We start from the raw sequence: 25,092 nt of genomic DNA, 5'->3' as shown, positions 1-25,092 counted from the left end.
GGTACAGATTTGTGCCGATGCCTCCTGTTGCAGTGATTCCCGTGGTGGTGAATACATCTTGAATGATGGTCTTCACCAGCTCCCGAGCCGTCTTCTTGTACAGCTTGAGGTACTTCGTCAAGTCCAGAAAACATTCGTCGATAGAATAAGAATGAATGTCTTCGGCACTTACGTACTTGAGGTAAACGTTGTACACCTTCGTGGAATACTCCACGTACCTGGCCATCTGGGGTTTTGCAATCAAGAACTCCACCTTCTCGCCGGTGCGGCGTTCCACCTCCCGGACCTTCTGGTTCACCTCGAAAAGCCGAGCCCGTCCAGGAATCCCGTAGGCCTTCAGCGCAGGCGTCACCGCAAGGCAGATGGTCTTTTCTGTACGGCTCTCGTCGGCCACCACCAGCTTTGCCTTTAAGGGGTCAAGGCCCCGGAGGATACATTCCACCGAGGCAAAGAACGACTTTAGGTCTATGACGGCGAAGGTGCGGGAGGGCATGGAATCAGCGGATAATCTTATAGCGCATCTTCATGGCCTTCAGCGGGGACCTTCCCCTTGTCTGGACGGCAGGCTTTGCAAAGTGACCGAGCCTTTCGGTTCCATATCCGGCAGTGCGCCTATAGGTCGCCGAACTGGCCAGTTCGACAGCCTTTTCCATTTGTGCCTTTCTGGTTTTTATTTCAAAATCAGGAACTATTCCTAAGTCATGGTATAGTTTCCAGTCTTTGTCGTAGGAATACATTGCCGTAATGATTGCCAGTCCGTCAGGCAAGGCAATGGGGATATCCACGTCTTCCTCCCCCTTCGCTATCCCCAACTGCGCAATCTGCTTTCCGTAAGTCAAGGTACCAACCACAGGGGATTTCTTGTTGGAGGCAATAGCCGAAAGCATCAATTCTGCACAACTGGCCGACATCTCATTCGCAAGCATAACAACATAGCGGTCCCTTGCGCTTCCATCCTGGCCCGCGACAACAATCACAGTATCCAATTTCTGGATGTACTTTTGCCTGCCATCGGCCAAAACAGAATCCGCATCGGCAATGATATCTATAACAATGGTATCCCCTTTAGAAAGAAATTGCTCTGCGGCGGCAATACAATGATCGGTATCCCCGCCACCATTATTGCGCAAATCTATAATGGTGGCTTTTGAACCAGCAGTCTTTTTCAGGGCTTCGGCAAATTCCCCATAAGTACCCGAGTCGTCCAAGGTCTTACTGTCAAATTCCGTTATCCTGATAACCGGTATGGAATCGCCCATACCATCTTGCTCATAATGAAGGTACACCGTAGGTAGCCGGCCTATTTCCTCGACGGCAACTTTAACCTTTACAGGATATAACTGATTCTGAAGCGGACGTGCAATGTCCAGCATGATTGTATCTTGACCGGAATATTCCTCATAGGCCATCATTAAGTCGTCCATGGAATAGAGGTCGCCTTCTTGGATTCCGAGGTTCCTGGCCCCCTCATCCGCCGATGTCACAACAAACAGTTCCACATCAAATTCGTCATAGGGGGCAGATTCAATCCCCACAATCCTTAAGCCTTTTTCAGATTCGACAAGGGATGCTAGCATCGCTGCGGCCATTGTCGGGTCATAGTAACGCGTGTAGGGGTCAGTCATCTGGTTGTACATATAGCACACGTCGTAATATCCCTTGGTGCAGCTCTTTTCTCCGAAAGCATTTTTGCTATCCAAAGCGGAACCCTTGCCAACGTAGGCGTCGACACTGCCCTCTATCTCGTTACGGGCGTGTCCATAGATATAAAACAGGTCCAGCAGGGTGTAATTGGCGGACAATTCTTTCGAAGGGGCAAAGTTATCTTGGGCATCCTCTTCTGACCCCGTACTAGAAGGAGACTTGTGCGTACACGCAGACAACAACAATGCAGAGCACGCCAGTGCACCGACGAGAAGGAATTGCATTGTTTTCATATTAACCTCCTTACCAGTCCTTAGCGGGTCTTGCCTGGCCGCGGATAGGCTTCCAGGGCTTGCGTTCGCCGTTCTGTTCGTCAAAATCTTTCAGGAGCTGTGCGGCCTCTTCGGGGCTCATCTCTCCCATCTGCACGGGCTGTTCTTCTGGTTCTGCGCCATCGTTGGAGGAATCGCCCTGGCTGTCGCTTGAGCCTTCTTCGGGCTGCTCGGGTTGCGGCTGTTCGCCGGCCCCGCCTTCGCCGCCGGAGCTTCCCGCATCCGAGCTGCTGGACTGACCGCTGCCGTTCTGGTCCTGCTCATCGGAAGCGCTTGAGGAACTTTCTGAACCGCTGGAATTGCCTTCGCCGTTCTGGTCCTGGTTTTGCTGGTCCTGCTGGTTTTGGTCTTGATTCTGGTCCTGGTTGTTATCCTGGTTCTTGTCGTTCTTCTTGTTTTCGTTTTTCTGTTCGTCCTTGGCCTCGTGAATACGGTCCAGGAGCATCTGCAATTTTTGATCGTTGGGGTAGTATTGCAGACCCTCGTTGCAGGTAATTTCTGCAGAGGGCAGGCGGTTTTCGATGTACTGGAAGGCCGCATCGCTGTAGTAGGCCGATGCCGACTTGGGGGCGGCAAAGGCAGCGACAGATAAGAACATAACGGCAAAAAAAGCAAATAAACGGACGTTCAAAACAGAGGGGAGATCCCCGCCTTCGCGGGGATGACACGAAAAAATGCGGGGACAGCAATCCTGTTTACGGCCTATCAACCTAATCACCGACCACAGACTTCTCTTCATCAGATTACCTCCAGGTCGTTGTCGGTGTTGCTGGCGTCAATCTTTGCCTTGGGCTTTCGGCCAGCCTTGATTTCGATAATGTCATCGATGCGCTGCACATGCCCGCTGAGCTGACCAGCCGTTTCGTCTTCGGCAATCAGGTTTTCCAGCATTTCCTTGCCTTCGGCATACTTGCCGTCCTTGCAAAGCTGCAATGCACGGGCCAGAACTTCCTTCGCCTTTTCGCTCAGGGGAGGCTGCTTCTGGTCGTTGTCCTGGTCCTGATTCTGGTCCTGGTTCTGCTTTTGCTTGTCCAGTTCCTCTTTCAGCTTGCGCTGCACGATTTCCACGTTTTTCTTGGCGTTTTCAAAACCATTGTCCAGGTCGATAGCCTTTTTCAAGTAGGCAACGGACTCCCGCCAGGCGGCAATGCGTTCGCTACCTTCGGCGGACTTTTCACCTATGCGAAAGTGTGTATTGGCCAGATTGTAGGCCGCCTTGGCCGCCATTTTCTTGTCGGGCATGCGCACGGCGCTCTCCAATTCCTTCTTGGCCTCGTCGTAATTGCCCAACTTGTACTGGCAAGTGCCGATATTGTAAAACAACAACGGGTTTGCAGGCTCTGCTTCACGAGCCTTCATATACTTTTCCAAAGCACCGGCATAGTCGCCATTCTTAAAAAGTTTATTGCCGTCGTTTATAGGTCGCGCAAAAAGCGACACCGACAGCACGCATAACAGTATCAAAAACAATCGCATTTTTCAAGCCTTCATCTTTGCAATGGTAATATACAAAAATGAGATTTATACGACCAATCTATAGCAAAAGCATTAGAGCTGTCGAGCAACCACTAAAAATCAGCGCAAGGAACACGCCCGCAACTCGGCGACGTACAGAGCCATTCTCGGCAAAAATTCCTTCAACCGACAAACAAATACAGGGAATCAATACTGGAAGTATAAAGCGGAAATCATTACTGCACGAATATGGGTATTTCAGCCGTAGTGCAGCCACTGCCACAACAAACATCACTATCTGAGCAAGGGAAAGAATTGTCTTGGCATTCCACTTTATTCGCCAAAGCCCCACTAGGGCAAATCCCACAAGGCCCAACAGCGAAATACTGATAATGGTTGCAAGCCAGTTCCCTGCCGTGGTTTTCAGCAACTGGAATTCCCCGAAAAGGGATGTCTTTGCGAGATAATTCAAGAAATACTGCCGACCCATATTGTCATCCCAGGCACTAGTGTAAGGGTGGGTCAAGAAGTTTTCCAAATCAAAATAAAGCATATTACCCGGCTGTGCACCCACAATCAAGGCGCTGTTCAAATTCTTGGAGTTGCCCACAATATCGGGATTGAACAGAACAAGGCCTCCCACGATGCCACAAAGGGCCAAGAACAGCACAAGGCCGACATATTCCGATTTCTTCTTGCGTTCAAAGGACAGCAATCTGCTGGGAACAAAATAGACAAGGAACATCAATCCGAGCATGGCGATGGTAATGATTCCCGTGGATTTTGCCCAATAGGCCATTGCCGCAAGGGCAACCGATAGAATCACATACGCACCATTCTTTGTAGCCATATACCGCAAAATGGCCCAGAAACAAATCACATGCGCCATGCAAAACATGGCTTCGTTGGTAACCCTCGGAGACATCATGACAAGGGACGGCCAGAAAGTCCAAAGCAAGGCGGCAAGCCAAAAACCTCCACCCGTCAAAAGCATGCGCAAGCAATATAGCCCAAAAATCAGGGCCAATGCCGACATGATAAAACTGTACCATTGTAGCGCCCTGGGCTTGGAATAATCGAACAGGAAAGAGGCTTCCCAGAAGGGTATTGCCGAAAGGTAATAAAGGGGTGGGTGGTAGCAGGTCCAACATTCCTTATTGTCCGGAATGCGGTGCTCGTCTGCCACAATTCCTACATACTCAATATGTCCATCTACGTCGTAGGCTCGCTGGCTGTAACTTGTTTCTTGGAAATAAGCTCCACGCAAGGCCAGTCCCAACAGGAAAATCAGCAATATCCCCTTGTGTAGCCGGAACCGCGAGCCGATTAAGAATATCAGTAACCCCAAAAGAATTGCGGCGACAATAGAAAGAGCCCGAGAACTGAAAGAATCAGCTTTCATCAGTGCCGACAAACCCGCTGCGCCTCCGTTGTTCCGGATTTTCAGATTGAAACTATACTCTTTTAACAATCCGACATGTTTTTCAAAATCCTTTCTCGTCAAGGTAAAACCCGACGCCCAATCACAATAGCCGGGAAAAAGTTTTGGGTCTAGGGCTTTGCCATTTATAGACATGGCCAAAACGCAATCATCGGGAACCAATTTAAGGCTCAATTCTTTAGACCATCCCGTATTCAATCCAAACTTGACAGAAAAAACTTCCCCTTGACCCATGCGTTCAAGAATCGGGAGGACAACTTCTTTTGTTTCACTCTGTCTTTCTAAAGTGACATTTTTGATGACGGGAGCTGCAGCCTTCAGTGCCACCAACACCAGCACCAGTATAAGCGTTACATATAATTCCGGACACCTAAAAATTTTCAGGATTCTTTTCATTAAAAATACCGATCTAGGCCTTCTTTCCTTCGTGGTAGTCTTCTTCGCTATTCACGCTCCAGAGGGCAGTCTTGTCGGTGGAGTTTTCACGAATGCACTTTACCACTTCCATGGCAGCAAGCATGCTGTGATCCATATTGTTGTACTTGTGCATGCCGTTTCGGCCCATGAGGAACAGGTTCTCGATCGGGTCCACGTATTCACGGATCTTGTCAAACTCGCCGTAGGTGCCGAAGTAGGCGGGATACGCCTTCTTGATGTGGAACACCACGGAATCGCGCACGTCTTCGGGACGGGCGACATCTATCTTGTCAAGTTCGGCGATGGCGAACTTGATGAAGTCTTTGTCGGGCATGCGCCACATCTCGTCGCCCTCGGTGGCGAAGTATTCGAGGCCGATCCACACCTTCTCGGGGTCGGCCACCAGGTAAGGGCTCCAGTTGTTGAAAATCTGGATGCGGCCGAGTTTCACGTCGGATTCCTGCACATAGATCCAGTTGTCCGCCACGAACTTGAGCTTGCTTTCGGGAGTGCCTGACTTTGCAGGATTCTTGATGAGCAACTTATCCAGGAGCAGCCCCACTGTGATGAAGTCTCGGTACACGAGGCCTTCAGCTACGCGCTTGACTTCTGCCGGCACGAGCGTTTTTCCGTTGTCCATGGCGGCCACAAGTTCTTTTACTGGCATGGTGCTGAGGAAATAGTCACAGGAAACCGTTTCCGTGGAATTTCCGCGGTCCACGATTACGCTTTCCACATGCTTGCCGTCGGTAGAGCGGTTCACGCCCACCACCTTCGAGTTCATGTGGATTTCGCCACCTTTCTCCAGCACCTTCTCGGCCACCGTTTCCCAGAGCTGGCCTGGGCCGAATTTCGGGTAGAGGAACTGGCCTATCAGGCTCGTCTCGGTATCCTTCTGGCGGATGTCCGCACCATTGGCAGCTCCCGCTTCAGGCTTTTTCTTGCCTGCAAAAATCTGCTTGAGCGCATGCACCACGGTCTTGGTGATGGAAAGCCCCTTGATGCGCTGGCCACCCCAGTCGGGGCTGATCTTATTGCAGGGTACGCCCCACACCTTTTCGGTATAGTCCCTAAAGAAGGTGCGGTAAAGTTCCACTCCAAAGCGGTTAATCATGAAATCTTCCAGGCTCTTTTCTTTACGGGCGGGCAAAAGCTGAACCTTGAGGTAACTCATGCCTATCTTGAACATGCGCCACAGGCCAAGGTTCCGGATAGTGTCGCCGTTCAGGCTCACCGGATAATCAAAGAGCTTGCGCAAAAAGAGAATGCGGCTAAGGCGGCTACGACAGAGCATCACGTAGTCCGTCTTTTCGGGATCGGGGCCGCCCTGCACCAGCGGAACGCTGCGCCCGATGGCGATGTCGTCCTTGCTGGCGGAACCTTGCAACGGCAAAATCCCCTGCCACCAGTCCATCACCGTGTCGCTCTTGCTGAAGAAACGGTGGCCGCCTATGTCCATACGGTTGCCATTGTAGCGGGCCGTGCGGGAAATTCCCCCGATAACATCTTCGGCTTCAAAAATCACAGGTTTCACACCTGTGGTGCGCAAAAGTTCCAGGGCAGCGGTCAGACCAGCAGGACCAGCTCCCGCGATGACGGCGACTTTCTTTTCTTCACTCATAAGGTACCTTGGGAATTAGGATTCTTGCTTCCCGATTTAAAAAGAATAAACTTCCTTGCTAGGAAATTGTACAGAAGTACGATTATCGCCGCTCCTACCTTGGATACCATCTCCTGAATATGGAGCACCCCGACGAAGACATACATCAGTAATTCATTCAGTCCCATCCCAAAGAGACTAATCAGCACAAAAACGACCACTTCCAGAAAAACGTGCTTTTCCATCTTGCGCTTTTCCGTGCTGAACACCCACCTTACAGTCAGGAGGTAGTTGACCACATTCCCCGCCGCAAGACCAATCAAGTTCGAAATCAGGTAATGAATGTCAAAATAGTAGAGGGCAAGCGCAAAAGCCCCAAAATCCACAATAAAGGCAAGTCCGCCAGTCACGAAATAACGCAAGAACTGGCCTACAATACCCCTTCGGCAGGGAATCTTCGATTTTATCTTTCCGAGTATGGAATTTTCGAAATCCATTGAAAAAAAGTTAGTAATTTTACCCCCAAAGTAATTCTACACGTAGGTTATTAGTCATGTCTTGTTTCCTGATTACCGGTGGCGCCGGATTCTTCGGTTCCATTCTAAAAAAAGAACTCCTTGCAAAGGGTCACAAATGCGTAAGCATCGACCTTTGTCCCGACCCGGACAAGCACGAAAACCTTACTAGCATATTGGGGGACATCCGCGATAAGGAGCTGGTGGAAAAAATCTTCAGCGAAAACCAGTTTGACGCCGTGTTCCACCTAGCCGCTATGCTGGCCCACGACCGCAAGCGCATCAACAACCTTTGGACATCTAACGTGGACGGCACAGAAATTATCGCCGACGCCTGCATCCGCCACGATGTAAACAAACTTGTATTCACATCTTCAAACTGTCTCTGGGCAAAGAACTTCGACGACCCCGTTACCGAGGCCGAAGAGCCGAACCCCATCGAGATTTACGGCAAGTCCAAGTTGGAAGGGGAAAAAATTCTCTTCGCCCGCAAGGATAAGCTAAACTCTGTCATCTTCCGCTGTCCTACCATCATGGACGAAGGCCGACTCGGACTGCTTTCCATCCTCTTTGAATTTATTGACGAAAACCGAAAACTCTGGATGGTAGGCGACGGAAACAACCGTTACCAGTTTATCTACGCGAAGGACTTGGCCAACGCCTGTGAACTCGCCTTGAATTACCAAGGGACCACCGTATTCAACATCGGCTCGGACAACGTGAAGACCTTCAACGAGGTGTACAGCTACGTCATCGAGCATGGCAAGTCAAAATCCAGGCTGGCCCATTTCCCCAAATGGTTTATTATCCCTTGCATGAAGCTCGCCAGCAAGCTCGGCATTTCGCCCCTCGGCCCCTACCAGTACAAGATGATTGCCAGCACCTTCGTTTTTGACACGTCAAAAATCAAGAAAGAACTGGGCTTCCAGCCCACAAAGACCAACGAAGAAATGCTGCTCCGCGCCTATGAATTCTACCACCAAAATCGTAAGGCTATTGAGCACCGCACTAATGTTTCGGCCCACAATGAGTGCGCCAAGATGGGCGTCATCCGGCTGCTGAAATGGCTTTCGTAAACAAGTCCTACAAATAAAATGCAGACACCAGGGCAATCATGCCTTGGTGGTCTTTTTTTGCCGTCATCTCGCGGATGCTGTGCATGCTGAGCATGGGTTCGCCGATGTCCACTGTGGGAATCCCTAGGCTTGCCGAAACGGCAGGGCCCACTGTTGAGCCGCAGGGCATGTCGTTACGCATGACGAATGTCTGATACGGAATGTTATTTTGTTCGCAAATCAGTTTAAACTGGGCGTTAGAGAACACATCGCTGGCATAACGCTTTTGCACATTGACCTTGAGGACAATCCCCTCGCCTAGAATCGGAGCATGGTTCGGCTCGTGCTTAGCCACAAAGTTCGGGTGGCAAGCGTGGGCCATGTCAATGGAAAGGGCCAAACTAGACGAGAGAACGCTCGCAAGCGAGCTACAGACGAGAGACGAGAGGGAAGCCGCCTCGTCCAGCGCACTTTTCAAGAAATTGCCGGCGGCACCTTCGCGGGTGTTGGAACCCACCTCTTCGTTGTTGAAGAAGGCCGCCACCTGAAAATCCTTCTCCGAAGGTTCCGCTTTGGCAAAGGCTTCTGCGATGGCGTGGCAGCTAGAAAGGTTGTCGAGCCTGCCGGAATAAATCCATTCGTCTTCAAAGCCGCCTAGCTGTGCAGCTTGTGCATCGAAGAGCTGCACGTCAAAATCCAGAAGACGCGCCCCACAAGGAATCTCAGCAGACAAGGCCTCTGCAAAGCGTTCCTTGCCGCCGACGGCAGTCCACAGGGCGTTCAAGTCCGTCTGGGGGTTCACCTTCAGGCCGTCCTGGTTGACGTTTCGGTTTAAGTGGACCGCAAGCTGCGGAATGCGGAACAGCTTTTTTCCACGGAACAACTTTGTCTGTACCTTGCCTTCCAGTTCGTAGGCCAAAAGTCCGGCATAACCTAGGTCACGGTCCAGCCAGCTGGCGAGAATGGGACTGCCGTAAACTTCGGGGTGGAGGGTCCGTACGCCCGCAGCCGAACAGTCCGGATTGGGGGTGATTTTCAATGTCGGGTAGTCCGTATGGGCAAGGGCAATCCTGAACCTGGATTCTGCACTTGCCGCTCGAGGTAAACGGACCGCAATCAGCGCACCGCCACGTTCAAAAAGCTTTATTTCGGCCCCAGCAGGTTCCAAAAGTTGTTTCAAGTTCTGGACCGTATGGTAGGGCGTTACCGAATTATTCAAAAAATCAAGGAAATTCATGCATTAAAAGATAGAAACACCCCCGATTATCCACCGAGGGTGCTCTATTTAATGTATATCTGCGCGCTTATGGAGTTTGCCTATTAATAACGATAGTGATCAGCCTTGTACGGGCCTTCCACGGGCACGCCGATGTAGTCGGCCTGGGCCTTGGTGAGGGTCGTGAGGTGAACGCCGAGCTTTTCGAGGTGGAGGCGTGCGACCTTTTCGTCGAGAATCTTCGGGAGCGTGTACACGACGCCGCTTTCGTACTTGATGCCGGCGACGGTGTCCTTGCCCTGGGCATTGAGCCAGAGGTCGATCTGGGCGATGGTCTGGTTCGTGAAGCTTGCGCTCATCACGAAGCTCGGGTGGCCGGTAGCGCAGCCGAGGTTCAGCAGGCGGCCTTCGGCGAGCACGAGGATGCTGTGGCCGTCGGGGAAAATCCATTCGTCGTACTGCGGCTTGATTTCGTTCCTCTTGATGCCCGGAACCTTCTTGAGGCCGGCCATGTCGATTTCGTTGTCGAAGTGGCCGATGTTGCCCACGATGGCGCGGTGCTTCATCTTGCCCATCTGCGCGGCGCTGATGATGCCGGTGTTGCCGGTGGTGGTCACGAAGATGTCGGCGTAGCTCACGACTTCGTCGAGGGTTTTGACTTCGTAGCCTTCCATGGCGGCCTGGAGTGCGCAAATCGGGTCGATTTCGGTGATGATCACGCGGGCGCCCTGACCGCGCAGGGACTGGGCGCAGCCCTTACCCACGTCGCCGTAACCGCACACGACTGCAATCTTGCCTGCCATCATCACGTCGGTGGCGCGGTTGATGCCGTCGATGAGGGAGTGGCGGCAGCCGTAGAGGTTGTCGAACTTGGACTTGGTCACGGAATCGTTCACGTTAATTGCCGGGAACTTCAGGCGGCCGGCCTGGGCCATCTGGTAGAGGCGATGCACGCCGGTGGTGGTTTCTTCAGAAACGCCGCGGAGAGTTTCGCGAGCGCGGGTCCACTGCTTCGGGTCCTTCTCGAAAATCTTTTTGCAGGTGGCGAGGAACACGCCCCATTCTTCGCTGTCGGTAGCGGGGTTGAATTCGGGCACCTTGCCGGCATCTTCGAATTCGGCGCCGCAGGTCACGAGCATGGTGGCGTCGCCGCCGTCATCCACGATGAGGTCGGCAGTCTTGCCATCGGGCCACACGAGGGCGCGGGCAGTGTTTTCCCAATATTCTTCGAGGGTTTCGCCCTTCCAGGCGAACACGGGCACGCCCTGCGGGTTCTCGATCGTTCCCTTCTTGCCCACCACGACGGCGGCGGCAGCGTTGTCCTGCGTACTGAAGATGTTGCAGCTGACCCAGCGGACGTCGGCACCGAGGTCCACAAGCGTTTCAATCAAAATAGCGGTCTGCACGGTCATGTGGAGGCTACCCATGATGCGCGCGCCAGCGAGCGGCTTCTTGCCAGCGTATTCCTTGCGGAGAGCCATGAGGCCCGGCATTTCAGTTTCGGCGAGGTCGAGTTCCTTGCGGCCTTCCACTGCAAGGTTAATGTCCTTAATTTTGTATTCCATAATTGTTCCTTTTGGCGCGGTTCTTGCGACAGACAATTTGCAACCATCATGGCGACTTATGCCTAAACCGCACCGATTTTGTTTATGCATAAATATAGTTATATGCATACGAGCCGTCAAATAGTCTCCCACCCAAGACTCCATTTTTGAGTCCCGCCTACTAGACCCTAGATCCTATCCCCTAGATCCTAACCCCTACCCCCTTTTTCCTATCTTTCCTCCCATGGACAGAGCACGACGGCGCAAATTTGGCCAGAACTTTCTGGATGTCCCTACCGCAAAGCTGATTGCAGGGGACCTGCCGGCCAATGAAGGCGACTGCGTGCTGGAAATCGGCCCTGGGCACGGCGCCCTCACAGAGCACCTGCTGGACCGTGCCGTGCAACTCACTGCCGTCGAAATCGACGAGCAGTGCGTCGAATTTTTGGAACAAAAATTCCAGGGCCGCGAAAACTTCCACATCCAGAACATCGACTTCTTGAAGTTCGACCTGCAGGCCTTTCTGGACGCCCACGAAAAGCCCTGGGTCACGGGGAACCTCCCCTACAACGTTTCTACCGCCATCATCGCAGAACTCATGCCCAAGCTGCACCTGACCAAAGGGTTCATGGGCATGGTCCAGCTGGAGGTAGCCGAGCGCATCTGCGCCGCCCCCTGCAGCAGCAACTACGGAAGCCTTTCCGTTTTGGTGTCCGCCTACGCCGACACCCAAATCCTCCGGAAAATCGGGCCCGAGCATTTTACACCACGGCCCAACGTGGATAGCGCCACCATGCTGCTCACGCCCAAGGCCGATGCCCTGCAAGCCCCCGACGGATTCTTCGACTTTGTGCGGGCCGCTTTCACCCAAAAGCGCAAGACCCTTGCCAATTCTTTCGGCCGCGCCTACGACAAAAAGCAAATCCAGGAAGCCATCGAGCTCCTGGACTACCCCACCACGGTTCGCGCCGAAGAACTTTCTCCCGCACAGTTCCTGGAATTTTACAAAATAATCGACAAAAAATAGAAAGGTCCGCACTCGCGGACCCTCAATCTCTACCGTAGCTGGATTTTCTTCGTTTCCGAAATTCCGGAACCTTTCAATCGTACAACATAGACTCCTGGGCGCAATGCGCTCAAGTCTACCATTCCAGAACTTTGCACCAACTGACGCTTCATCAAAACACGCCCTTGAACATCCAATACATTCAAAGAAACCGCAGAGTTCACTCCATTCAGCTCCAAGTTTTTACCTGATAGGTGAACAGAAATACGACTACTAGGAATTTCTTTTTTCCGAATTATGGATGGCACTTCTTCCTCTTCTTGAGAGAATTCCTCTGGAATGAGCACAGTCCTTTCACCATTTTCACCGATCTCTAAAAGTCCAAAGGCCACGCTATCCGAAGATCCAAGTCCCCCGACAAATACATAATCGACAGCTACATTTCCATTCCATGAAACAGTCAAAACTGCACCTTCGTTCCGGGGGACAATTATTAAGGACTTCTTTATTTCAAAAGAGGTCAATCCACCCGTGGACTTATATTCCACGGAATCCTTATATTTTCCATTTATAGAATAAGTAAAATATCCATCATGATCTGCCGCCAGGCGAACCTGGAATCTATAATACCCTTTTTCATAAGGAGCTTCTTCAAGAGCATAAGTCAAAGACGATTCCTGGCCAACACTGATAGACTGACTAACCCTCTTGTTCGAGGCTTTTTCATAGTCCACTGTTTTTGCATTGTTTGAATCCAGATAATTCTCCGCCTCGATCATGTAGCCAAAAGTCCCAATTCCGGTCCGGACAAACTCGTATGTTGAAGCTCCGTCCAGTATTTTACAATCGATGTTTGACTTACTAAGGCCAACACTTTCTAGCGAACCACCCGCATTAAGTGTTTTCATAAGATTGCGAACATATTTTCCGGATTGACTAATTTGGCCATCAGACCAGTTTCCACTAGTTCCCGCTCCAGATGTCAGGGCAGAGGAGGTTTCCCCCTTATCACTGATAGACCAGTTTGCCCAACCAACACCAACAGTTTCTACCCAGCTAAGCCACGTATCATTCATATCGCGATTGAAACTTCCGTTTCCGTCAGACTCCGAAGTTCCCCATTCTGTAATAAAAATCGGGAAATCGTTACATTTTCCTCTCAACAGATTATACCTGTAAGAAGCATGGCCAGGAGACGATGCATAGAAGTGCAAAGAATAGGCAATATTGGAATAGCCCGTTATTGGATCAGCCCTTGCCGCCTCAGTACCTGCGGAGTAGTTGGGCGTACCCACAAAGATGATGCCATTCTTGTCATTGTTACGTATAGTCGCTATAACGGTCTTAGCGTAGTTCTTAATTGTCGTCCAGCTGATTTTCTGCCCACCACTTTGCGTATCTGTAGCCCCGTTACAGTTTTCGTACAAGGGTTCGTTGAACACCTCGTACATCACATGCTTATACCCTTTCTGGCTCACATATTGCGATACCTGAGAAAAGAAATTTGTAGCGCTGGAAACATCTTTATGAGCACAATGCGAATGGTTATCTATGATTATGTAAATGCCGCTATTGTTTGTATAATCAATCATATTTTTGGCAAGATTGACATTGAAATCAGCAATAGCAGCACGAACCAGGTTCGCTCCCCAGCCAGTACCGCTAGTCCCAGCCAAAGTGCTCACCACACCAGAGTTATAAAACCGGTCGAACCCCCATATATCCCAGAACATGCTCATTCCGCGAAGGATATAGGGGTTCCCATTCTTGTCAACAACATCAAAACCAGATATGCTTAGCTGTCCATGCTCACTAACCGGAGTCGCCCAAACGCCTACAGAAGCAAGCGTAGCTATAGCCACTATTTTCTTTATCAGCCCAATCATCATATGTTATTTCAATAATTAGTAATTGAATTCTTTCTTAAAGTAACCATTCAGGTATAGAGCATCAAGCATCTGCAAGGTCGGTTCAAAATAATTCGCCGTCGTAAAAGCCGTGGTCACAATAACATCGTTACAGGCAGCAACACTTGCTGCATAATCTGGATTAACAGTCCAAACAGCGCAGAAAGCACCTCTAAAGTGAGCGCCACCGAGCCCCGTAGACGGCTGATCCCCCGTATAAATATAACGGCTAAGCACCTGCTTGATATCGCCACCCGTTTTTTCGTAAATATACTGTGCCGCCTTAGAAGCCAACGCCTTGGTACTCTCGTCACCATACCAATCGTAATCCCAAATCAAACGCAAGGGGATACGCACACCTTCAAGACCAAAATAATTATTCAATTTTCCTGTAGAGGAATTGTTACCTGGATCTATCGGAGCTCCATTGGCATCACTCCAATCGGGCCATAAGCCATAGCCAGCATCTTGAACCTTTTTCATATAAGCCAGTGTCGCATCTTTTACCTCATTCCACTGAGCGGTGCGCTCCGTGTCATACTTGGCCATTAATCTCAAAGCCACTAACGAGAAATAGCTGATATTATAGCAATAACCATCATTCATATGCTTTCCGTCGTTACCCGGCATAAGCAAATGAGTCGTCGGATTCACTTCCGTATTGTAAATGGATGCCGCAACTTTTAGAGCGTAGTCCTTATACTCTGCATTCCCAGTTTTGCCATAAGCCATAAGCAAGGCGGCGACAACATCCAAATCGGCATCCGTTGCGGACCCGCCATTAGCAGCCAAAGTAAAACCGCCATTGAACTTGTCGCCCTTGATGTTCCACCGCATAAAATACATGCCACTGGCTTCACTCACTGGATATGCCTTATAGTACTTGAAAAGCCTATCAAATTTATCCATATCATTCATAAAGAAAGTGATGAGCATGCCATATCCGATACCTTCAGACACTGTGTTTAAGGGATTGTCAAATTTAATACGAGCAGCACCGGTTATCTTTGACATGTATAAGTCGCCAAGGTCTCCTGGAGACGTGATTTCCTCTTCAGCAGTTACATAGAACCTGCTAATCCAATTAGCATACATGGCTTCCACAGCAGCCGTATTCGGAGCAGGACGTGCCGCATAATAGGTTGCGTTCGCAGCATCTGGAGTCGTCGAAGAACCCGAGTTATCGCCAGGCGTTGTTTCGCCTCCTTCATTTGTACCAGAACCAGGAGTCACAGGTGCAGGGTCATCGGAAGAGCATGCCATAAAGAAGGCAACCGACATGGCCATTAGGGACAAAAGAAAACGCTTCATATAAGCCTCTACTTTGATAGTTTCAATCCTTAATTTATAAAAAAAAAAGCAAAACGGGTTGTAAAATACTATTTGCAAGCAATTTAACACATCTCACGTGACCCAAAACACAAAGAACCTCCGCGTATCACGCGGAGGCTCTTTAGAAGCTTAATCGCCCTATTACTTGACGAGGATCTTCTGGTTCATGTTGACAGACTTGCCAGCAACGCGAACCATGTAAACACCAGCGTTCAAGCTAGACAGGTTGATAGAAGAGGACACGACGCCGCTCTTGACAACCTGACCCTGGAGGCTCACGATTTCGTAGGTGGCAGCAGAGTTGATGCCACTGAAGGAAAGGGTGCGACCAGAAAGGGTAGCCTTAGCAGAAGCAGAGGAAGCTGCAACAGCATGGATAGCGCTAGGAGTTCCGGAACCGCCCTTACCGCAACCATCTTCGGCGTAACCAACTTCACTAATGGTCAGCGTACCCTTCTCTTCGGCTGCAGCGGAGTTCTTGATACGAATCTTCAAGGAATGCAAGGCAGCCTTGACTTCATCAAGAGTCTTCGGAGTACCCCAGGTACCACCGTTTGCGAACTTGTCCCAAGTCAGACTGGCGCTACCACCGGTTGCAGGCGGAATCTTGGCATCCCAGGTATTCCAGCCAGCAAGCTCATCATCGGGTCCCTGGCTCAATTCAACGCTAAGCGGATTAGCACCTGTCCAAGAATAGGCCAAGCAGAAACCAGTCTTGTCAGCAACACTGACAGACTCGGTATCAGACTTGCCATAGTTGAAACCAATGCCAGCCACAGCCGGAGCCGATTCGGAACCACCAGCAGCAGAAATCGTCACAACCAGGCCAACACCTTCTTGAAGGTTGCCACCGGGAAGGATAGAACCATCGGTTTCGTCGGTTGTTTCAATCTTGTAGGTGCCATCAAGGTTGGTTCCGATGGGGGAGAAGCTATAGGTCTGACCATCCTTAGTATCGCCAGTATAGGCAAACCACCATCCACCGGTGCTCTGGTAGCAGGCATTCTTAGCATCCTGATCAGCAGCAGACGCCATACAAGAAACGGCACCCGGCACCTGGACCTGGTATGCATCAACCGTCATGTTCCAAAGGGAACCTGTGGCAAGGGATGCAGAAGCGGCCGCAAGGCCAAAAATTGCAAGGTTTTTCATATTTCTCTCTCTTTTTAAGGTTTATGATGTTAAAATATATCTTTTTTTTGAAAAAGGGAAAGGTTTTTCAGTTTTATTTTTGTTTTTTTACAAAAACGTGCCGAAAATCACTTTACTTTTTCTTTTTCTTGGGTTGATAATCAATACTAGGCCTCAAAATCTGGCCAACAGTCACCAAAAGCGACACAATGGGTTCCTTGTGGTCTCCCGAAATATCGTACATGGCAACACCGCCAAATCCATTTTCCTTGACAAAGGTAGCCATAGCTTTCATAGACGGAATTCCATTAAACACAACCGTTTCCGTCGCGCTTACAGCAACTTCACTCAAGGAAGCCTCGTCGAAAGAAACCTTGTAGTCTGGGGTGTCAAAGGCTGTCATTAGGTCCTTGTACTGTAGATACCCTTCGTTACCACTACCCACACCCTCATGTGCAGAGCCCAAACCTGTAGCCTTGTAGAAAGACTTGCCGTACATAGGGACAACAGGAATAATCTTTTCGGAGGCCAACTTAGAGGAATATGTCTTCAACACATCTTTAGCCTTTGCGAAATTAGAATTAGGGACCACTTTTTCCTCATCGGCACTAGCCTGATCCGTGAATGACACCATAAGGCCTGCCAGCTGAGAAAGGGCCTCAGCTGGGTATGCCGAAGCAGCCTCTTCCGAGCCCACCGCAGAGGCGTAGACACTAAGCCCAGCATTGGCCAAAGACACCACTAGCTTTCCCCAAGCCTTGTATTCTGAATCCTCAGACGGAATCCAATCTAACTCAACACCTTTAAGTCCAGAAGCTTCTGCAAACGATTTGACTGTTTCAGCCAATTTCGAACAGGCATCATCACTAGAAGCAACTGCTTTCATGGATTCTTCGTTGCCGGCACCACCAACAATAGCAATTACTCCGACCTTATTTTGCTTTGCCAGTTCCAACAACTTCTTAAAATTCGGTTCGTCGGATTCGTCAGCGTTGGTGAGGCTGGAACCATCTTCACTAGGGACAAAATAACCGTAATGAATGTCGGTCAAAAAACTATACCTAACATCTGTTGGAGTAAATTGAGAATACTGCAACCAGTTGGGATAATAGGCATCTACCCGAAACTCGGCGGCCAAAAGAATCGTGGCCGAGAACAACAATATCGCATAAACCTTGTTCAACATCTTTCACCACCTTACTTAATCGAATAAACTAAGCCATCTTTTTTGTTCATGCAAAAAATATGGGCATTATAATCCATGATACGGGGTCGTACTCCAAGCGTATCTGGATGTATTTCAGACTTTGGCGCACCCATTTCTCCCGCTTCGCAATAACGATAGGCACGGCCCTCAAGGGCGCCAAAAATAACGTAGTGCAACCTTAGCGCGTCTTCGTCATAGACAAATTCTTCTATAAACTTCTTGTCTTCATTAATAGAAGGCTTGCCCGACTGAACCAAGTTGAAAAGCGTAACCATAAACCTCTGTTCCTTATTCAAAGAATCAGCAGAAGGCCACATTTCTTCTTTGTAACCAGCCATCAAGAACACTTTATGTGTGAACGCCGTATCGCTATGGATAAACGCAGAAGTGTCTGCATTATACCGTTCTTTCGCAACAACGGCAATAGGTTTTTTAGAGCCATCCTCTAATTCAACAGAATCTTGAGTCATACTCATAGAATCCAAAAAGGCTTGATTCCTGCTTCGAACGGCTTGAATGATCTGGCTGTACTTTACATCCGAGTTTATCTCCAAATAAGTATTCAGGTCGAAATCAGCCGGTTCAACAAACAAATCAGTTTCAATCTGTGCACCAGGGTCAACATTGGACGTGCTAATAACGGTATCATCAGGATCCATAGACATATCAGAACAGGCCACAACAGCCAAAGAAGCCGTCAAAGCAAAACTAGCAAGAAATTTCATTACAAGCCTCCTTAAAATTTCACCGTCACATCGGCCATGATAACATTCTTGCTCAATTCCATTGTCGCAGCACCAGATGTGCCGACATAGTCAATAGAATTGGTTATATAACCATATTCAACAGTGGCGTAAGCTCCGGCAGTAATCTTGTAACGCAGTCCGCCCAAAGCAAGCATCTCCGATGTTCCATCCAAGATTGCCAAATAGGGCTTCCCAAATTCCAGATTCAGCATCTGGAATCCCGTTAACAGCGATACACGATTCCATGTCACATCCAATCCGGCCATCATGCGAGAAGATGTCCTCTCAAACCCATCTGTCTCTTTAGACATCTCATAAGAACCGCCCAATTGTATTCCCCATTCCTTTCCCATGGACAACAATCTTGCGAAATCCACATTGGCTCCACCACCAAACTTCATATACTTTGTTCCAGAGATGAAATCAAGGGTATCGGTTGCATCCAACTCATCTGCATTATAAAAGCCTGCCAAGATACGAACGGCAATGGCGTCATTCCACTTACCACTCAAATCGATATCACCACCGGTCCTATTAGGCGTAGCGTACCCAAAGGGCAAAGCCATATCATTAGACGGGTCCAGCGCCAGCGAAGTCTTCAAAAGGTCATTACGCTGCAGCACCACGTTATTATATCCGTTTCTATAATACTGAGCGTATTTGAAATTATTATAGAGCTGGTTATACGCCCCCTCCATGGCCGATCCAGCAAGCATATTCGCCGAATTAAGCGGGACCGATTCATAAAGCGTAAAATAAAGGTTTTCTAGGGACCCAGAACGAACATTGGCAAGAAGACCATCTAAAGTTGTTGTACTGAACGAAGCTTCGCTATTCAATACAGGAACATTGCCCAAAGAAGCCGGAGTCATAGCAAGTTCGGCCTGAAAATCCTTATCCACCTTCACAAAATTTGCTTTAGCATTAAAATCGATGGTTCCAACAGAGCCGTCTGCAAAGGCCTCTACATGGAGGGCCGGTTTATTCTCTAAACCCGCAATCTTGTCTATAGTCGGAACATTTTTTGAAACTTCGGAATTAGTCAAATAACCCCTATCCGAATCAATACTCCCGTCTTCCTTTAATGCCGAGTCAATAACCACCAACATCTTCTTTTCTGTTTCAGAGATCATGTGATCCCTCAGATAACTCCAATAGGACATGGCGTATTCCGCATTTACGCCGAAATGCAAATTGCCGGGCATCAAGCGTTTAGAATCAAAACCAAGTTCTCCACTCATTACGTTGTTTCTTTCATAATAAATCTCATCAGAGGCAGTGAGCAGATTCACAGCTCGGGTACTGCGAACATGATCAAATACATAAGCATCGTTGAAACCAAGGGTTATCCCCTTTACATCGACTCCAACTGCACCCGCAAAGAGATATCTGTCCGCATCATCGTAGTCAAAAAACACCTGCGTACTTTTCTTGGCCACATTGCGAATTCGTGCAAGAGTTCCATGCAACATCAAATCATCTACAGGACCGAGCTCATTAGAATGATATTCCAGGTTGACGCCCTGCATTAAACGATTATTGGACCCATCTAAGTTTTTATCTGCCATCACCTCAGCCCGGTGTTCGGCAAGGATGGTAGGTTCAAAGATAAAATCAGGCATGGGCTGATAGATGGTCAGCGGAGTGTAAGCCACTCGCATATGACCCAGATTGAATTTCAAATGGTTATTTAGGCTCATGCCATCGTAAGACCACCAAGTGGTTATGGGAGAATTATTTCCCTCGCGATGCGCATTCTGCCAATCTTTGTGGAATCGTAAATCAAACCGAGCTACAGATTCTGAACTAGGGCGAATGGAAAAACCCATATTCACATGCGTGTAAGCAGAGCTTTCTGTCAGCTGCGATTCTTCTATGGCTTCATCAGCATCTAAAGAAGAACGCAAATACCCCGCACGCGCAGTACCATTAATTGCGAAGCCCAAGGCATTGGCCTCATAGTTTGTCAACTTTTCTAAAAGACTCAGCTGGCGTTCCTCAACAGAAGCAGAATCACTATCAGCCTCTTGCTGAGCAAATGCAGTCCCTACTAGAAATACCAGCGAAGAAAGGGCGGCCTTAAAAATCATTGTCTTTGTATCCTTGTACATGTCCAAACCTCCCCCTAGAACTCAACATTCACACTTGCTTGCACAATACTACGGACGAACTTATGCCTTAACCTTTGGGCCGTAGACTTGCGAGAAGCTATAGCCATATAATCCGGCAGGTTGGTTTCCGTGTCAGCCACAAAGGTATTCTTCACAGAATTGTAGTTTCCACCAAGCAAGCCATCCACAGCATAACTGTTCGAAACAGAGGCTTGTCCGTAATTCAAAGCCAACCAGGCATGAGGAGCCAACGTGTAATCAAGCCCCACCATCCATTGAATCTGCTTGCCCTTCATAACAGGTGCAACAGCCACATTCAAATTGCTCATCATCGCTTGTTGGAGCAACGCGCCATCCGCATTTAATTCGGCATCAATACGCTGAGCCCCCACAGAAACACCAAGACGCTTCCAGTAACGAGCATACAGCCCCACATTGATAAAGTCCGTCTTGAATTCGGCATCGGAAATGGAGCGCTCTGCGTGCTTGTAGCTACCGCTCAATTCTAGCGGCAGTTTAAATCCCAGCAAAGCAAGGATATCTATTTTGCCTCCACCACCATATTCCACAAAAGAGGCCTTATCTAGGTTTCCCAAGCCCTTCACCTGCTCCATTTTGGTAAACAACCCCTGCACTTCTACAACATTATTTTCGCCAAGACCAGCCACTAAATTGGCACGGAAACCATTGCGGTTTGAAGTTGCAAGCCCAAAGGGCAAGGCCATCTGGATACTAGCATCGGATAATTCATCAATCAGAGCGAGTTCCTTTCTTGTCATGGTAGCAGTCGTATAAGATGTCTTTGCATACGGAGCAATGTTATAGCTCCTTGTCTGCCCGTTTTTCATAGCTTCGTCATCATTAGCCAAAGTTTTAGATGCTGGCGAATGTTTCGGGGTAAAGAAATAAAGAGCATCAAAGGTAGAATAAAGCGGTGCATAGGGGCCATACTTTGTCAAATCCCCATCCTTATCGGAATTCATTACACGCCTTGCCACAAAAGAGGGCGACTGAGCCAAAGAGTTAAACCAGGCTGAATCATTGTGAACATAATCAACACCCACATTCACCATCCAACTTGACGTGCGGAACCCGGCATTCAAATTAGCCGTAACAGCCATGCCCTTGTCCGTTTTATTATCGGAAGAAAGCGTTTTCAGTGTATCGAAAATATTCCCCCGTTCATCGCGCAAAAGGGAAGACGGTTCCATAACAGGAGCTCCGTCTTCTCCAGTCACAACAGAACCCCATTGATCATAAGCTATCTGGAGAGAATCTACATAAGTAGTTTTTTCCTCGTAAACTTTATCCATAGAATAAGCGAATTCTCCAGTAACATCCAAAATCAGGTTCTTGTTACCAAGCAACCCCGCCACATCGGCACCTAGTCGGACGGCGCCCACCTTTGTATCCTGCGGCAACGAATCCTTAAAATTTACCGGCATACGTTTAAACATATGCTCTGGTTCTGCTCCAGTATACAAATCATTCTTATAATAGGTATAGGTCTTAGATTTTTCGTCATCCCACGTATAAATGTAGGTAGCACCAACCATCAAATTCTTGTTGAGAGGGAACAACTCAAAGTTGGCAATAGCCGCATACTTATCAAAAGTTCCCGTTTGTGTCGCCCCAGCAATATTTTCACCAGGAAGCAGGTTTCCCATAGCCCCCGTCGTATCCAAGCGTTCTGCCCTACGTAAACGAACTAGCATTCCCTCTGTACGAAGTTCGCCGAAAGTCGCCCCCATGTCCTTGCGGAACTGAAGGTTCACCCCCTGCAAATTCCGCTGATTCCCTTGGATCAGGGCCTCTCGTTCACCCATTTCACGGTTGCGGGCAAAAATCATAGGCTCATACATAATATCAACACCCGGCATATATAATGTCAAAGGTGAATACTGTTGACGAAAATCACCCACTACCCAATGAAAATTTTTGCCTATCTCGCCTTCAACATTAGCCCACTGAACATTGACCATTGTTGCCGAATTAGCGAAGTAGTCCTGCATGCCTGCGCCCATTCGCATCAACAGATTTGCGCGAACAAAATCCCAAGGCCTAAAATGCATATCCAAATCTAACTGGACAAATTCATTCATTTCACGATCAGGCATATGGTTGTATGCATCTACGTCTTGGTCTATGTCAATATTGGACTTATTGTAAACCGCACGAACTGTTCCGCCAATATCAATCCCCCGCTGGGATTCTAATTTTTCGACGGTGCTATCAATCTTAGCCTGATTGTCGGCGACTGCAGAAGCAGAAGCAATTGCAGAAAAAGTAACGAGACCTATAAGTAATCTTTTTAGCATAATCAACCCCTACTAGAACCACATTTTGGATTCAACTGCAAAATAATGGCCCTTCCAATCATTTTCAGACGCAAACTCATCGCTATGGGTCATCCACTTGTAGCGGAAGTGCACCCCCGCTCTAGGCGTGAAATCCCAATCCAAACCAAATCCAAGAGCAGTCTCCAGAATATTGATTGGAGCATGCTCGTACTTGAAAGCGCCATTCTTATAGGCCGCCGAATAGGTTGTTCCCTGAGTAGGCAGACCAGAATTAATCTTTCTCATGACAAATGCGTTTTCTGCACGGAACGATTCAAATCCCATAATCAACAGACCATGAAGCGTGGGCGTAATGGCAATCGCAGGCTCGGACTGCACGAACCAGCTCCACATTAACATGTCCTTTTGGGACTCGCTATAGGCAATAGGAGCGAAAGAGGTAGAAACACCAGACAAGGCAGAGTAAACACTCAACATAATATTCCTGTCCGTGTTGAACCAGTGGCCAATATCATAACCGGCATCGATAACCAAGGATGTGTTCCACTTAACATGCTGAGGAATATCCGCGGTCGCAGCGTCCTCAGCCGAGTTGTACGGAACAAAACCATCCCAAAGTTCCCAAGTGCCACCTCTAAGGCCACCCGTCTGTTCGTCAAGCTTATTCACAGATTTGCCACCGACACGAGAAAGATAACGGGCGTCGTTGAGAACGTTTCCAGAATCCGAATGGAACAGGGACTTGAATTTTGTCCATGAATTGCTTGATTCCCAAACCGCGCGACCGTTCAGGTTATATTTGAAGTTGATAACGTCATCACCCTCTTCTATCTGTTTGTGAACGCCATATTGGGCATCAAATCGACCTCGGTTGAACTGGGGTTCAACTTTCACGTTAGCACCCATCATGTTGGGTCCGTAGCGGAAGGTTCCTGCGCCAACATAAAATTCATCCTGACGCCATGAGCGGAAACGAGAAGGGTCAGTCATACCGAAAGGCGAAAAGAAGTCCTTAGGAAGGTAAACCGCTTCAAGGGTAATAGGCTCCCAATGCTTATCCTGGGCCTTGATGTATAAGCCAAAAGCCGGAGTTGACGTTCCCTCGTCAAAGAACCCCTTTTCATAATTGGCCGCAATAGTCGTGTCTTGAATGCGCTTAAACATAGTAGAGTCATCCCAACTCAGGGCCATATCCATCATTAGATAAAATTTTGGCGTCAAGTTACCCTTGATGTCAATGGACGCCACATGGTTATCAACAATGTAAGGGTCACCATCAGCATTCTTAAAAGTATACCCAGGCTGATAAATAATGTCATTTTCAAAGGTAACACCTAAATAGTTGGCTCCGACAGTCATGTCAGACCCAGCAAGTTCAATTTTTTCCTTGGCCAAGCGAGCGTGATAGACCATGCCACTGAAGTCATAGGTACCCACCATTTCTAGCTCACCCGGTTGCCCACCCAACATTCTTGTACCATCTCGAGCGCCAATATCCATATCCATGGGCTGTGACAGCATAAACTGAGCCTTCATGTTCCATGGCAGCGTGTGAACATCTAGGAACAGGCCTCCAAAAGAACGATTAGTCCAAAAAGCACGGCCACCTTCTTTTACAGGATGAAAATTCTTTTCTTTATAGTAGGTACTTACCACCTTTTCGTCTTCGAAGGTCTCATATTGCGAGGCAAAGCGCGCCATGGTCTCTCTTTCCCACATTGTCAAAGGACTGGAACTCGCCCAGATAACGCCTCCAGCAAGGAAAGTTGCACCGAAACTACCCGCACGGACATCGATACCCGCAAGCATGTTCTCGTTCACCGCAATGCCATAGTAATCGGTCCAATGAGCAAAGGGAACACGCTCACCATTATTGAACGGGCCCTGATTAGGCGCATAAGCCTCATCGTTTTCAAAATACCCCGAAAAATCAAAAGGCAGATACAGATTCGTAAAGACTGTCAGGAACGATGCTGGAGAAACAACAAACCCCAAATTCAACGCTGACTCCACCCTAGTACGGCTTCGGTCATTGTTTTCAAATGGAGCAGCCTCGTAAAAATCAAAATGCTTAAAGCGAATCGTCATGTCGCCAGACACGGCAACAGGGCGATCATCCTTGCCCACCACAGT

Annotated in this window: 19 protein-coding genes; 2 read left to right on the top strand and 17 right to left on the bottom strand. The window is 48.8% G+C overall.

Annotated features, from left to right (window positions below; translation table 11 throughout):
• The 7 genes from IKB43_12485 to IKB43_12455 all read right to left on the bottom strand — a co-directional run.
• Nucleotides 1-493 (bottom strand): DNA methylase (locus tag IKB43_12485; protein MBR2470939.1); only part of this gene is annotated, 493 nt, incomplete at its 3' end.
• A gap of 4 nt (nt 494-497) precedes the next feature.
• Nucleotides 498-1,937, bottom strand: coding sequence for a hypothetical protein (locus IKB43_12480; protein ID MBR2470938.1), 1,440 nt, complete (start codon nt 1,935-1,937; stop codon nt 498-500).
• 10 nt (nt 1,938-1,947) lie between these two features.
• Nucleotides 1,948-2,574, bottom strand: a complete 627-nt coding sequence (locus IKB43_12475; GenBank protein ID MBR2470937.1) for a hypothetical protein — start codon at nt 2,572-2,574, stop codon at nt 1,948-1,950.
• A gap of 140 nt (nt 2,575-2,714) precedes the next feature.
• Nucleotides 2,715-3,452 carry a tetratricopeptide repeat protein gene (locus IKB43_12470; GenBank protein ID MBR2470936.1) on the bottom strand — a complete coding sequence of 246 codons (738 nt, stop codon included), beginning with the start codon at nt 3,450-3,452 and terminating at the stop codon, nt 2,715-2,717.
• 58 nt (nt 3,453-3,510) lie between these two features.
• On the bottom strand, nt 3,511-5,268 hold the full coding sequence (locus tag IKB43_12465; GenBank protein ID MBR2470935.1) for a hypothetical protein: 1,758 nt from the start codon (nt 5,266-5,268) through the stop codon (nt 3,511-3,513).
• Nucleotides 5,269-5,281: 13 nt separating this feature from the next.
• On the bottom strand, nt 5,282-6,910 hold the full coding sequence (locus tag IKB43_12460; GenBank protein MBR2470934.1) for an NAD(P)/FAD-dependent oxidoreductase: 1,629 nt from the start codon (nt 6,908-6,910) through the stop codon (nt 5,282-5,284).
• A complete protein-coding gene (locus IKB43_12455) occupies nt 6,907-7,386 on the bottom strand; it encodes a GtrA family protein (protein MBR2470933.1) in 480 nt (159 codons plus the stop codon). Before IKB43_12455 ends, IKB43_12460 begins: the two co-directional genes overlap by 4 nt.
• A gap of 56 nt (nt 7,387-7,442) precedes the next feature.
• Here IKB43_12455 and IKB43_12450 point away from each other — a divergent pair, with 56 nt between their 5' ends.
• Nucleotides 7,443-8,480: an NAD(P)-dependent oxidoreductase gene (locus IKB43_12450; GenBank protein ID MBR2470932.1), complete on the top strand. Its 1,038-nt coding sequence runs from the start codon at nt 7,443-7,445 to the stop codon at nt 8,478-8,480.
• Nucleotides 8,481-8,487: 7 nt separating this feature from the next.
• Here IKB43_12450 and IKB43_12445 read toward each other — a convergent pair whose 3' ends face one another.
• Nucleotides 8,488-9,696, bottom strand: a complete 1,209-nt coding sequence (locus IKB43_12445) for a M18 family aminopeptidase (GenBank protein MBR2470931.1) — start codon at nt 9,694-9,696, stop codon at nt 8,488-8,490.
• 83 nt (nt 9,697-9,779) lie between these two features.
• Entirely contained in the window at nt 9,780-11,240 is a 1,461-nt protein-coding gene (locus IKB43_12440) for an adenosylhomocysteinase (GenBank protein MBR2470930.1), read from the bottom strand.
• 223 nt (nt 11,241-11,463) lie between these two features.
• On the opposite strand from IKB43_12440, the gene rsmA reads away from it, so the two are divergent.
• Nucleotides 11,464-12,246, top strand: coding sequence for a ribosomal RNA small subunit methyltransferase A (rsmA, locus tag IKB43_12435; GenBank protein MBR2470929.1), 783 nt, complete (start codon nt 11,464-11,466; stop codon nt 12,244-12,246).
• Between the two features lie 29 nt (nt 12,247-12,275).
• On the opposite strand, the gene IKB43_12430 is transcribed toward rsmA, so the two are convergent.
• From IKB43_12430 to IKB43_12395, 8 genes are all read right to left on the bottom strand, one after another.
• Nucleotides 12,276-14,114, bottom strand: coding sequence for a cellulase family glycosylhydrolase (locus tag IKB43_12430; protein MBR2470928.1), 1,839 nt, complete (start codon nt 14,112-14,114; stop codon nt 12,276-12,278).
• A gap of 15 nt (nt 14,115-14,129) precedes the next feature.
• Nucleotides 14,130-15,443, bottom strand: a complete 1,314-nt coding sequence (locus IKB43_12425) for a hypothetical protein (GenBank protein MBR2470927.1) — start codon at nt 15,441-15,443, stop codon at nt 14,130-14,132.
• 162 nt (nt 15,444-15,605) lie between these two features.
• The gene (locus IKB43_12420; GenBank protein ID MBR2470926.1) at nt 15,606-16,616 is read right to left on the bottom strand and encodes a T9SS type A sorting domain-containing protein; all 1,011 of its coding nucleotides are present in this window, start codon (nt 16,614-16,616) and stop codon (nt 15,606-15,608) included.
• Nucleotides 16,617-16,728: 112 nt separating this feature from the next.
• Nucleotides 16,729-17,781, bottom strand: a complete 1,053-nt coding sequence (locus IKB43_12415) for a glycoside hydrolase family 18 protein (GenBank protein MBR2470925.1) — start codon at nt 17,779-17,781, stop codon at nt 16,729-16,731.
• Between the two features lie 11 nt (nt 17,782-17,792).
• A complete protein-coding gene (locus tag IKB43_12410; GenBank protein MBR2470924.1) occupies nt 17,793-18,527 on the bottom strand; it encodes a hypothetical protein in 735 nt (244 codons plus the stop codon).
• 11 nt (nt 18,528-18,538) lie between these two features.
• Nucleotides 18,539-20,659, bottom strand: coding sequence for a hypothetical protein (locus IKB43_12405; GenBank protein MBR2470923.1), 2,121 nt, complete (start codon nt 20,657-20,659; stop codon nt 18,539-18,541).
• A gap of 14 nt (nt 20,660-20,673) precedes the next feature.
• A complete protein-coding gene (locus tag IKB43_12400) occupies nt 20,674-22,977 on the bottom strand; it encodes a hypothetical protein (GenBank protein MBR2470922.1) in 2,304 nt (767 codons plus the stop codon).
• A gap of 12 nt (nt 22,978-22,989) precedes the next feature.
• The coding region (locus IKB43_12395; protein MBR2470921.1) for a hypothetical protein at nt 22,990-25,092 on the bottom strand (2,103 nt) is incomplete at its 5' end.

Origin of the sequence: Fibrobacter sp. (genome assembly GCA_017503015.1) — a bacterium.
Lineage (GTDB): Bacteria > Fibrobacterota > Fibrobacteria > Fibrobacterales > Fibrobacteraceae > Fibrobacter.
This window is presented reverse-complemented; position numbering and strand designations above follow the sequence as displayed.